The sequence below is a fragment of the Paenibacillus sp. B1-35 genome (assembly GCF_050474385.1).
In the GTDB taxonomy this organism is placed as follows: domain Bacteria; phylum Bacillota; class Bacilli; order Paenibacillales; family Paenibacillaceae; genus Paenibacillus_B; species Paenibacillus_B alvei.
The window spans coordinates 20850-33240 of the sequence record NZ_JBCHVJ010000012.1; the positions used below are offsets into that span (position 1 = coordinate 20850).

Annotated in this window: 13 protein-coding genes and 1 riboswitch; all 13 genes read right to left on the reverse strand. The window is 50.3% G+C overall.

Features of this window, described 5'->3' with window-relative positions; genetic code table 11:
- Positions 1–193 precede the first annotated feature (193 nt).
- A complete protein-coding gene (gene spoIIE / locus ACQ5BJ_RS25630; protein ID WP_040735646.1) occupies positions 194–2707 on the reverse strand; it encodes a stage II sporulation protein E in 2514 nt (837 codons plus the stop codon).
- Between the two features lie 432 nt (positions 2708–3139).
- On the reverse strand, positions 3140–3613 hold the full coding sequence (locus tag ACQ5BJ_RS25635) for a S1 domain-containing RNA-binding protein (protein WP_005545561.1): 474 nt from the start codon (positions 3611–3613) through the stop codon (positions 3140–3142).
- A gap of 130 nt (positions 3614–3743) precedes the next feature.
- On the reverse strand, positions 3744–4076 hold the full coding sequence (locus tag ACQ5BJ_RS25640) for an FtsB family cell division protein (protein ID WP_005545559.1): 333 nt from the start codon (positions 4074–4076) through the stop codon (positions 3744–3746).
- 44 nt (positions 4077–4120) lie between these two features.
- Complete coding sequence (yabQ, locus tag ACQ5BJ_RS25645; RefSeq protein WP_262866520.1) at positions 4121–4765, reverse strand: spore cortex biosynthesis protein YabQ; 645 nt, start codon at positions 4763–4765, stop codon at positions 4121–4123.
- The gene (gene yabP / locus ACQ5BJ_RS25650; protein ID WP_005545555.1) at positions 4762–5049 is read right to left on the reverse strand and encodes a sporulation protein YabP; all 288 of its coding nucleotides are present in this window, start codon (positions 5047–5049) and stop codon (positions 4762–4764) included. Before yabP ends, yabQ begins: the two co-directional genes overlap by 4 nt.
- 166 nt (positions 5050–5215) lie before the next feature.
- Entirely contained in the window at positions 5216–5707 is a 492-nt protein-coding gene (queF, locus tag ACQ5BJ_RS25655; RefSeq protein WP_005545552.1) for a preQ(1) synthase, read from the reverse strand.
- 93 nt (positions 5708–5800) lie between these two features.
- A complete protein-coding gene (gene queE, locus ACQ5BJ_RS25660) occupies positions 5801–6526 on the reverse strand; it encodes a 7-carboxy-7-deazaguanine synthase QueE (RefSeq protein ID WP_005545551.1) in 726 nt (241 codons plus the stop codon).
- Positions 6523–7011 carry a 6-carboxytetrahydropterin synthase QueD gene (gene queD / locus ACQ5BJ_RS25665; protein WP_005545550.1) on the reverse strand — a complete coding sequence of 163 codons (489 nt, stop codon included), beginning with the start codon at positions 7009–7011 and terminating at the stop codon, positions 6523–6525. The genes queE and queD overlap by 4 nt, the downstream gene beginning before the upstream one ends.
- Complete coding sequence (gene queC / locus ACQ5BJ_RS25670) at positions 7011–7775, reverse strand: 7-cyano-7-deazaguanine synthase QueC (RefSeq protein ID WP_005545549.1); 765 nt, start codon at positions 7773–7775, stop codon at positions 7011–7013. Before queC ends, queD begins: the two co-directional genes overlap by 1 nt.
- A 161-nt stretch (positions 7776–7936) precedes the next feature.
- Positions 7937–7980: riboswitch (PreQ1 riboswitch) on the reverse strand.
- Between the two features lie 265 nt (positions 7981–8245).
- A complete protein-coding gene (locus tag ACQ5BJ_RS25675; RefSeq protein WP_005545548.1) occupies positions 8246–8524 on the reverse strand; it encodes an RNA-binding S4 domain-containing protein in 279 nt (92 codons plus the stop codon).
- Positions 8524–8796: an HU family DNA-binding protein gene (locus ACQ5BJ_RS25680; protein WP_005545547.1), complete on the reverse strand. Its 273-nt coding sequence runs from the start codon at positions 8794–8796 to the stop codon at positions 8524–8526. Before ACQ5BJ_RS25680 ends, ACQ5BJ_RS25675 begins: the two co-directional genes overlap by 1 nt.
- A gap of 187 nt (positions 8797–8983) precedes the next feature.
- Positions 8984–10504, reverse strand: coding sequence for a nucleoside triphosphate pyrophosphohydrolase (gene mazG, locus ACQ5BJ_RS25685; protein WP_268621201.1), 1521 nt, complete (start codon positions 10502–10504; stop codon positions 8984–8986).
- Between the two features lie 63 nt (positions 10505–10567).
- Positions 10568–12205 carry a putative polysaccharide biosynthesis protein gene (locus tag ACQ5BJ_RS25690; protein WP_430112954.1) on the reverse strand — a complete coding sequence of 546 codons (1638 nt, stop codon included), beginning with the start codon at positions 12203–12205 and terminating at the stop codon, positions 10568–10570.
- Positions 12206–12391 lie beyond the last annotated feature (186 nt).

Genomic DNA, 12391 nt, shown 5'->3' on the forward strand with positions numbered 1-12391 from the left:
GTCACTATGAATCTAGTTCTAGTGTTCCCCATGATAGGAGAGTTTAACCATAGTATGATGTAATTGCTTCATCCATAAAAATCATAGAAGAAAATTACAAAATCAGCAACCTCCTTCTATTTCAGTTTCTTTCTTCCGACCCTTCAACCTGTATGTGTAAATTTAAGCAGTCCTGTTGTCCGCAGTCCACGCATCAACTCACCGGCATCGGCCGTTCGACCTGATCACTCCCGCTCCAATGCAAAGTAGCCCATTGCGGTTGATGTCTCGTTACACGCGTGACAACAACGGTCATATCATCATCAATTCGTCCGCCCGAGTGCCGGATCACCGTCTCAAGCAGAAGATCAGCAACTTCCTGTGGATCGTCCGTCTCCAATTCCTGTATAAGCCGCTTCATCCACAATTCCTTATTTACAGCAGGCCCGGATGCATCGAACACCCCGTCAGTCATCATCACCACAATATCTCCAGGCGATAGAGAGGTGTCAACCAGTTCGATATCAATATCCTGTAATATACCTATCGGCAAATTATTCGATGAAACTAAGTGAACCTCATCCCCTCTCTTAATGAAGCTTGGTGTCGAGCCACTCTTTATGAGCATCGTCTTTGCCGAGAAAAGATCAATAATGGCTAAATCAAGAGTGGCATATACTTCATCCGGTGATCGCAGAGCCAGCACTGAGTTGACAGACTTGATGGCCAACTGCTCGTCAATTCCTGCCTGCAGAAGCTGTGCGAGCAGATGAAGCGCCGTGCTGCTTTCTAAGCGAGCCCGCTCTCCATTTCCCATGCCATCACTTAAGGCAACCGCGAATTTGCCGCTTCCAAGCTCAAGCGCACTGAAGCTATCCCCTGACAGCATTCCCCCTCCTTTAGCGGTGCCCGCCATACCTGTATCCACCTCGAAGGCTTTGGCCGTGACGAAGGTGACCGTGCCTTGACCTTCCGCACCGGTTATAGCTTCGTCACGTACCGCTATGTGCTCGCCTAATATATCAGACAGCAGCGGTGCGATCAGCTTCCTGCACTCATCATATCCTTCTGTAAAAGAATGCACCATCTCTATCTCTACGCGTCCAGGATCCAATGAAATGATATCGACACGATGTACCGATAGTCCGAGATCCTCAACGGCCTGCCTGATTTGCTCCTCCTGCATGAATAACTCTCGGCTTTCGCGTTGGATCTCCTTTGCCAAGTCCTCCATAACTTGCGATACTCCTAATAGCTGTTCCGCTACAAAATGTCGGCTGTCCTGCAACTGCTTGTGCAGATGCTCCTCATGAATATGCCGGATATGCTGATCGCGCAACACCGTCAGCATTTGATGCGCCCTTAGGCAATGATTCTTCCAGGAATGGGGAAGCTGCTTATCCTTCCAGGCGAACTCCGGATTCTCCCCTACCTTTACGAGCATTTGCTTCATCATAGTCATTGTCTGCACAGATTTTCGTCCCCAGCATGCTTGCCTTCGCGGACATGCCCCACAGGTTACAACGGTTGCAGCCTCAATGACCCCTTTCGATACCTCTTCTTCACTTGGCGGCATATCACTGGCAGCAGTAGGTGCTGCCTGCTTAAAGCTGTGTGAAAGCTGATCGAATACCTTCGAGAACTGCTGTACTCGTTCTGCTGTCATGTCACGCATTCTCTTCGCATACTCATGCTGCGAATTCGTATGCTCTGTCGTTCCTGGGACATACTTTGCCAATGTGCGGCATATTGATTTTGGAGTAAGGAGAAATAGTGCTGCTGCTGCTATCGTTTCCCATGTCGACACCATTACCTGCTCAGGCGGGCCAATATAGACGGACAATATGGCAGTTCCCAGCAGCATGCCGAAGGCCACCGCCCATCGCTTGCCTTCTCGAAGCAGTCCTGCCAATAGACCAGAGAAGGCCAATACGCTCATCTGCGATAAGGAGCTCGGCTCTGCGAGACCAAGTATAAGGCCTAGCACAACGCCTACTGAAGCTCCAAGCGGCGCCCCTCCAACAAGGGCGAATAAGAGCACAAAATAGCGTGATAGGATATGGTCAAGCTGCATCCCTTGTACAGTCCAGCCGACAGCACCTGTCATCATAGATGCAAGTAAAATCATCAAACATATCATTTCATCAACTCGGAGCGTATAATTGCGCTTGCTCATCGTCAGTACAGGTAGGGCTTGTACAAATACGAGCGTTAAGACGAGGCCAAGTGTTGCATCTGTAACATCCATCGCTAGGGCATACCAGGTAAGGGAATTGGACATAAAGGTAACAAACAGCTTCACAATCAGGCTTGCCGAAAATACCATCAATGGAGCCACATTCATATCCGAACGCTTATCATAAGCCTTCCATCCGCGATACATGAGCACAATGAGCAGCAGTTGCATTCCCATCATCAGCGTGATCTGAGCGGGAGCGAACAGGCTCCCCGCGAGCAGGGCAGTTCCTACCCATGTAGCCAGCTCTCGGCGCGAAAAATAGACAACAGCGAAAAAGGCAGCCGCAAACGGAAATAATTCATTCAAAATCATGGCCCGTCCTAGCAAGAATCCGATCAGGACGAACATAATTGTCCATTTGCGCGTGCCCAACATGCGGTGGAATCGATCAAGCCGCCACTTGCTCGGAGTATCCATCCAGCCTGCACCCTCATCCTTGATTTCCTGCCAGCCTCTCTTGGGAAATGGAATGATCTTCGTCTTACTCATCATTTGGCACCACCTATTCTATGAATTGTGTGCCTCCCATTATAGAAAAGGTCTCAGAAATAGTTTGTCATAAAAAGGAAATGTGCCAAAAAAACTTTCCGACAACCGTCGCAAGTGTAACCAATGCAGGATATATACGGCGCAACAAGGGTTTTGGCGATTTTTACTTCGGCGGCTTCCAAGTGGAGATGTCATATTTTTGCCGCTTACCCGCAAGGGTCGACCTCCATTTGACAATAAAGCATACGGAAAGGCGTAAGAACCTGTCGTACAGGCAGTGCGGCACGACAAAAAAAGTTTTGCTGGCGCTTGCGTGGCAAGGAAACGGTGATCCCGTCATATTGTGGCGTCTTCATTTTCCCGAACAACGCAAAAAAACCGCAAAACCGGTTGCCCGGCTTGCGGCTTTATTTTCGTTGTCATCTTGGACGATTACATGCGGCGTGCTCCACGGCCTCCGCGCTTAGATTCCGTATTCTTCTTCAAAGAAGAAATGCGTTCTTCACTATCCTTAAGGAAGCGCGACATCTTATCCTCAAAAGAAGCGAAACTAGGCGACTTGCGTCCCCCTCGATCCCGGTTCCCGTGTCCATACCTGCTATTGCCCCCGTCTCTTCCTGGAGGACGGTCCGGACGAGGTCCTCTTGGAGGTCTCTGCTCCGATGCAGGTTTATCGACTGCTTGCTTAATAGACAAGCCGATCTTGCCGTCCTTGTCGACGTTAATAACTTTGACCGTGACGACATCGTCAATCTTCAAATGGTCATTCACGTCCTTGACATAGTTATCGGCAATTTCAGAGATGTGAACCAGTCCCGTGACACCTCCCGACAGATCAACGAACGCTCCAAAATGCGTAATCCCTGTCACCTTGCCTTCTAACTTGGTGCCCACTTCAATTGTCATAGAATAAAATGTTCCTCCCTTAAAATGTTAAACGGAACATTGCTCAAAAAGCAAAAAAGCAATGCTTATGTCGTGATTATACTGTAATGGCGCAACATTGGTCAACCGACGGTTGTCCTGATTTTACGCTCTATTCATCGTGTTTGCGGATGAGGAGTTCGTCCGGAAGCACCATACCTCGGCTTCGCGCCAATTGCAGTATGTATTCCGTTGTATTGAGCCTATCCACTTCTTGGCGGAGCTCATTGCGAACCTGTTCAACCTCGCTCTTCTCCTTCTCACGTGCCACCAAATCCGAGCGAAGTTCCTCCATCGTGTTCAATTGACTGAAGTACGTATATGTGCCCCACCCTATAAACAACGCCATGAAGATCAGCCATAAGCGCAATCTGCGCTTGGCTCCCGCTATTTTGTTATCTTGATTGCGGATTGGAGTATGTCTTCGGGATTTAGACACCGACATACGTGCACCCCCTTGTATCAGTAGATCACGATACACCTTACCCGTTAGCGCTTACGTCTAAACAGGTCAAGGAACCGCCTCATCTGGCGACATACGCCAATGGGCCACGCGGAAATGCGCTTGCCGGCTGATATCATCCCACGCCAAGTGCTCTTGCACCGTTCCGTCATTCCGAATCGGTTCCATAGCGGCATGACAAGCGGCTTGAATAACCATGCGATGAGCATCCAGAGCGGTCGTAAACATTGTAGCACAATTTTGAGAAGGAACATAGCAGACGATATGAAAAAAAATGTAAGTGCTTTTCCCCCTGTCAAAATCGCCTTCAGCGGCAGGACAACAAGCACATGCACACATCGCATGGCAAAACGCCACACTGCCTTTAGCGCCGTAACCAGCCATTTCACAATAGCTACAGTGATGCGACTAAGAAAGACGGCATACAGCCATGCTCCTGCAGCTAAGCCAAGCACTACATAAAACCTTAATTCTCCCTGATTGCCCTTAACGAGCATTTGGAACACGAATACAGTCGCAGCTAACCAATACAGCAGGTCAAATACCGGCAGCGTCCACCGTGGAAACTTGAATTGGCCTGCGACGACGCGATAGCTGTCGAACACCAGACCAAGCGCAAGTCCGCTCATCAGCATGAGCATTACGGTCATCCATTGGGTATGCAGGTTCACTTGAACAGCTTACCAAAAAAGCCTTTTGACTTGTCCTGTGCATTCGCATCCAAATAGGTCAGGGAGTTGACCATACCTTCAATGGCAACCAAGCCTTGTTCAAGGCTCAAATTTTTAATATGCAAATTGTGGCCGCGAATTGTCAAGAAGCCGCATTCCGTATCAAGCAGGAACTCCTCACTATCGAAGCTCTCTACCTTGCTCACTCCGCTAATTTCGAGGAGCTTGCGGTTCATCATTTTCACTTCTTGACGCTTGGCCGCTTGCTTATTGAAATCAACCATAGCATGTACCCCTCCTTCTCAACACTAGCATATGAAGGGGATTGCAGATTAGAACTGCAAAAATAGCAAAGAGAGAGAATCATTGAATCATACGATAGAACGATTACTCTCTCTTCCATTGCCTGCATGCCGTGATCTTTCCAGGCTATGAACAAATGCCTATTGCCTAGCGATTATCGACTTTCTCTGGATACATATCATGATTCATCAAGCGATGAGCGGCCATCTCCACATATTTCGTGCCTGGCTGACCGTAATTGCAATACGGGTCGATTGAAATGCCACCGCGCGGCGTAAACTTACCCCATACCTCAATGTATCTTGGATCAAGCAGCTTGATTAGGTCGTTCATAATGATATTTACACAATCTTCATGGAAATCGCCATGGTTGCGGAAGCTAAACAGGTAGAGCTTGAGTGATTTGCTCTCTACACATTTTACACCTGGAATATAGCTGATGTAGATAGTCGCAAAGTCCGGTTGTCCGGTTATCGGACAAAGACTCGTAAATTCCGGGCAATTGAATTTGACGAAATAATCCCGGTTCGGGTGCTTATTGTCGAATGATTCCAAAATATCTGGAGCGTAATCTGACGGATACTCCGTTTTTACTCCAAGCTGGGTTAAGTTCAATTCTGCTTCGTTTCTTCCTGCCATCGTTATCAGCTCTCCTTCTCTATCATGATCCTTATGAAGGGCTCTACCGTATTTCTAAGCCGCTAGTTTGTCCTGTGCAGATATGTGCCGTTGCTATACGCCGCGCTTGTTGCCCCATACTAAGGTGTGCAGTTGAGGCAGCACCCGTGTTCGATTTAGACGCGGTTCCAATGCCACTTGATCGATCAGCCATTCATATCGGCGAAGCAGCTTCTGTATAAGCTCCTGATCATCATTATTGTGAACATCTTCATTCCCAGTCTGCATGACAAAAGGAATCTCGGGGTAACGTTCATGGACGGCAATCGCATATCGCATGTCCTCTTCATTGAACACAACGACTTTCAAGCATAAGCCCTTACGCACAGAACGGTTCCACAGCTTCTCAGCAATTTCGTCCAAGCGCACAAAATCTGTATCCATTCCTGAGCTTGGCGGCTTCGGCGACAATGTAACATCGTCGATATCCAAGAGCCAGTTTTGCCAGCGCGAGCCTTGCGTCTCCACAGCCGTGCGGACTCCGCGCTTACTCAGTCGCTCAACCAGCTCGCCTATGCCTCCCAGCAGAGCTGGGTTGCCGCCAGATATCGTTACATGGGCATACCGGCCTTCAGCCAGTCGATCCAGTTCGGCGATTACTTCGTCAGCCGCCATCTGTTGGATGTCATCCTTGGCAGAACCATCCCAGGTGAAGGCGGAGTCGCACCAGGAGCAGCGGTAATCGCAGCCTGCTGTACGGACGAACATGGTCTTCTGCCCGACGAGGAGGCCCTCTCCCTGCACGGTAGGGCCAAATATTTCAAGGACGGGTATCGTCATTGCTCTATCCACTCCCGTCTTGCTTCCGCATAACTGGTTGGCGTCTCGTAAAGCCTCACAAATTCTACTCTTCCCCCTTCGCAGCATTCTGCGTAAGGCTCAGCTTGTAATGCAGCTTTCATTTGCTCATAGAGCCACACAACCATATTCTCTGCCGTTGTATTCATCGTTGGAAGTGTTTCATTCAAGTACCGGTGATCGAGAAAAGGCTCGATTCTATCCTTCCAAATTTCTTTTATATCTCCAAAGTCGAGCGCCAGCCCGATCTCATTTACAAATCCGCTTACTCCAAAAACAACTTTGTACGTGTGGCCGTGGAGGTTTTTACATTTGCCCTCGTAAGCATGCAAATGATGAGCAGCATCGAAGGTAAATTCTTTGCTTACAAGTACCCGGTGACGGTGATACCGCAGCGACTCCTGTGAAATGTCGGCTCCCAGTACTTGCAGCCTATCGACAATATGAAAGGGCCCTGGGGTACTCATCAGCTTATTCCTCCTTCTTGCTCGCGATCAGCCAAGTAGCGTTCCAATCCAGCCTGACGCAGCTTACAAGACGGACACTCTCCGCAGCCATCTCCCGGAAGCCCATTGTAGCAGGTTACCGTCTCTGTGCGAACGAAGTCGAAGGCTCCGAGCTGGTCAGCAAGCCGCCATGTATCTGCCTTGTCCAGCCACATAAGCGGGGTATGCAGCACAAATCCATAGTCCATCGCCAGATTAAGAGTTACATTGAGTGATTTGACGAATACGTCGCGGCAGTCCGGATAACCGCTGAAGTCCGTTTCGCAAACCCCTGTAACAATGTGGCGCGCGCCAATCTGCTTCGCATAGACAGCAGCGAAGGAAAAGAACAATAGGTTGCGGCCTTCAACAAAGGTGCTCGGAAGTTCGCCCTCTTCCTGTTCAATCGCGATGTCATCTCGCGTCAAAGCATTTGGAGCCAACTGATTGAGTAAGGACATATCAAGAATGCGGTGCGGCACTCCCAGCTTGCCGGCAATAGCCTTCGCATGCTCCAACTCCGACTTATGACGCTGACCATAGTCAAAGGTGATCGTTTCCACTTCCTCAAATCGCTGCAGCGCCCAAAATAAACAGGTCGTACTGTCCTGACCGCCGCTAAAAACAACGACTGCCTTGCCTTGCTTTCGTTCTGATTGGGCATGTCTGCGATTAGAAGCATCCCAATGACGCCCGTCAGCTGATGCTGCTTGGTTGTTGTTCATCTGTTCCTGATCTTTCTTCATGATTTTCATCCTTTCCTGTCCCCTCACAACCAGTGAATGGTTCTCCTAAGACAGAAGGCCTGTACTCCTCAGTTTCACGTAAAATCAGCGACTGCCAATCCACGGCTTCTGTAAGTACAAAAAAAGACAGCACTAAGGAAAGATAGCCCTGTAGAATGCTGTCAGCCTTAGTTTTTTATAGAGGGAGATTGCGAACCTCTCCCGTACCGTCTAGGCACGGAATGTTATGATGTTGAATCCCGTTGGGACGGGATTGCTTATCCCATTATAGCGCTTATCTCTCCACCATGACAGCTTTACACAAGATTACCCATAATGCTCCATGAATGGATAGAACGATTTGAGTCGATATCATCGTGCAGATCTGTCGAATGCCCCGTGAAAATAAAAAGAAGCGGCTCCGTCCTTATAGACGGATTACCGCTTCCTTGCTAATTGGAATGCGCATTTCTATCGCAATGGACTGGCTGTTACCAGTTCAATCCGTTGTCTCTCGGAATTGCTTCTTCCTTCAGCAGCGTATACATACCCGCCGCCTCTTCCTTCTTCGTCGTCTCTTGGAGACGCTCTACGCGGACGGTGACGAGTTTCTGTCCGAATTGAACCGTAATCTCGTCGCCGACCTTCACTGTCGTGCTCGGCTTCGCTTCACGGCCATTCAGTTCAACACGCCCCTGCTCGGACACATCCTTCGCGACAGTACGTCGCTTGATGAGCCGCGATACCTTCAGGAACTTGTCTAAACGCATTATTTTACAGCTTCTTTAAGCTTGTTGCCCGCTTTGAATGCAGGAACTGTAGATTCAGGAATCTCGATTGTGTTTCCTGTTTGTGGGTTGCGACCTGTGCGGCCAGCGCGTTTGCGTGTTTCGAATGTACCGAAGCCGATCAATTGAACTTTGTCGCCTTTAGACAATGCGTCTGTTACTTCACCGAAGAAGCCGTTCAATACGGATTCAACGTCCTTCTTAGTCAAACCGCTTTTTGTGGAAATGTTGTTGATCAAATCTGTTTTGTTCATGTGTATTGTCCTCCCAGTCCTCTTTTTCATAGTTGAAATGAATAATGGTCTACAGGCGCTTGCCCGAGCCTTGGAATGTTGATGCTTGTATGTATTCTTGCTCCATCACAAAATTCCTTCTCGGGTGCGGCATTTTTTCATATTTTGACGAAAAATAGAGAGCAGTAGTCCGCCATCACCCGGAGCTTTACGGCTCTAAGCGCTTCGCTTCCTGCCACCATTGCTCCATTTCTAGTAAATCAGTTTGGTCAAAAGATTTACCCTTTATACGAAGTTGTTCTTCGATGTATTGAAATCGGCGTACAAATTTACGGTTCGTGTGAGTCAACGACTCCTCCGGATCGGCCGCAATGAACCGAGATACATTCACAACTGCGAATAATAGATCGCCGAGCTCCTCGCGCGCATGATCCAGCTGTTCCATTTTCTCTGCATCATCTTGATTCGATCCCGCATCTCGTATCGCCTCTCGCAATTCTTGCAATTCTTCAGCCACTTTGTCAAGTACATCGTTGGCATTATCCCAGTCAAATCCGACTTTAGCCGCCTTTTTTTGCAGCTTATAGGCCTTCATCAATGCCGGCAAATCACGCGGGACACCGTCCAGCACAGAAGGTCTTGCGTCAGCAATTCCCTTTTTCTGCTGTTCTTCGGCCTTCATTTGCTCCCACGTGCCAAGTGCGGATTCAGCATCCTCCGCATGCTGATTTCCAAATACATGCGGGTGGCGGAATATCAATTTTTCATTCAACGACTGGATCACATCATACACGGTGAATGTTCCGACTTCTTCCTCCATTTGAGAATGAAGCATAATTTGCAGCAGCAGATCACCAAGCTCCTCCTGCATCGCTGTCGGATCATCGTCATCGATCGTTTCGAGCACCTCATAGGTTTCCTCGATTAGATTTTTGCGTATCGATTCATGCGTCTGCTCTTGATCCCAGGGACATCCTCCCGGGCTTCGCAGGATCGACACAATTTCATGCAGGCGACCGAATGTGCGCTTGCGCACCTCGTCGCTGTCGGAGCGTGGAACCCAAATTAACGACAGATTCCCGTAGCCCTCTAAGCGATCCAACTCATAAAGCGGAACGCGCTGTATGCGCTCCATGCCTTCTATACCGAGCGCATGGCCCACAACAACCTCGTAATCCTCAGGATATACTTCCATCAGGCCCAGCTTCACATCAGATGCTGTAAACGTATCATACACTTGCCCGATCACGGTGTGCAACCTTGGATTCAAGCCATCTGCCTGCAGTCCCGCCGCATCAAGCAGTTGGAAGCCCTCAATCGGATCAAAGCCGAAGCGGAGGAACGCTTGATCCAGGAAGCTTTCTCCACCAATAATGCGCAGCTCGATGCCCTGTTCTGCACTTTGCTCCCGCAGCAAGCGAACCGTAGATTCAGCCACCATCGGATGTCCAGGAACCGCGTATACAATCGAATCTTGCGGGCTGGTTGTGGCCGTTTCCATCAACTGGCGTACAATTTCTTCATACACCGATGGGAAATCATCTTGCATTTCATATACGGAATCGAATGAGCGGTATGCGACGTCATTCTGTTGCAAATAAGCGATTACCGGATGATCGGCTGTGCGCACGTACAGATACTTGGCCTCCCGCAATACGTTCCATACGGCCAGCGTCAATTGACTTTCATCGCCGGATCCGAGCCCGACGACAGTAATGGTTCCAGGCATGAGTGAATCTCCCTTCGATTGTTGCATTACTGTGTATTATTCCCCATACTTCTGCTCACAGAATCATGTGCGGGGCGAGAATCGCGCTGCGATCGAAGCTAGCTTCGATCCGATGCGCGGCAGCTGAGCCAGCTCCTGCGGCCTGACAGCGCCCAATACAATGGCAAGTAGGGCGAATATAGCCGCGCCAAGCGGCACGCCTATGGCTATGGCAAGCACAGCCGCTAAGCGGCCAGAAGCGCCAAGCCATGTCGGAACGGCTGCGGCTAGGCTCACGCCTGCAGCCATGCCGCCGAGCGCCAGCGTAAGGCGCGCGCTGCGAGCACCCCAGGCGGCAAAGTGCACGCCGCTGGCAGCAGCGAGCGCATACGCATTCAAGGCTGCGGCCAGCCCGAGTGAGGCCGCAGCAGAGATGGCTGCCCCGGCAATGCCGTAGGCCGGGATCAGCCATATATTAAGCGCCGCCTTCGCAATTGCGGCGCACACGAGGTGCAGGGCCGGGGCACGCACCGCACCCATGCCCTGCAGCAGCGCAGCTGACACGGCATGGAATACGCCGCTGACTGCCGTAGACGCAACCAGCACGAACGTCAGCATTCCCGCGCTGTCCGTGTACAAAGCCACATTGAGCGGCTCTGCTAAGGCAACGAGCCCTATGGTGGCTGCCAGTCCAAGCACCCACGACCAGCGCAGTGCCGTCTCGATCATTGGTGCTATTCCAACTGTACCCTCTTTACGCATGACTGATGCAACTGTCGGAACGACGCCCACAGCCAGCGAGCTAGCAACCATTGTGACTAGCTGCACAAGTGGATACGCCCGGCTGTACACACCGAACTGGGCAAGAGCCTCCGCCTCATTCCATCCCTGATGCAGCAGAAAGCGAGGTACAGTGAATACGTCTACTACATTTACGGCAGGCAGCACAATAGCCCCTAGACAAATCGGGAGCGCCGTCCAGGTCAGCCGGCGAATCCAGCCCCATATCGCCCTTGCCTGCTGCCGTACTCCCAATGGTACCTGTCTCCGTTTCGGATACCGCCCTACCCGCTTCTCGCGTCTGCGGAAGAGCATCATGGATAACAAACCGCATACGCCGCCTGCGAACGAACCGAAGGTAGCGCCGGCAGCGATCGTCTCGTCTGCAGCACCCAGACGCGAATAATACAGCAAGAGCCCTATCATGACAGCAACGCGTCCCGTCTGTTCCACAACCTGCGATACAGCCGTTGAGGTCATCCGTCCCCTGCCTTGATCATAGCCGCGCAAGGCTGCAGCAAGCGGCATGACGAGCAGCGCATAGGCAGAACTTTGAATCGCCGCTTCTGTATGCTGGTTGCCAATCCAAGCCGCAATCTGTTCGGCACCATTCAGCATGGCAAAAAAAACAGCAACCCCGGTTACAGTCATGAGGAGTCCTGACGCCAGCAGTACTTGCTCAGAACCTATCTCATCTCCTGCTGCCTCGCATTCGGCCACAAGTCGTGCCACCGCGACCGGTATCCCGGCACTTGCAATAGCAACAAGTAGGACATAGAACGGATACACCGCATTATATATGCCGAATACACCGTCTCCCCCGATATTTTGCAGCGGAATTTTTTGCAGTGTTCCGATCACCTTCGACACTATTGTCGCCATGCCTAACAATAAGGCACCGGACATAACTTGCCCCGCTACCCGGGGGGGTCGTTTATTCAAGCTTCATCCCGCCCATCTCTAACATTCGTATCGTATTATAGCATAATCGGACAGGCTAATTCCCCCTCCCCTATTAGCTCCGTACATACGGGCACAGCGGATCAGCACTGAAAGCAGCACATTTAACTGTATAACGTATCAACTAGCCTGAGCGAAGAAAACACGGATAGCTGTTCATTGTTCTAA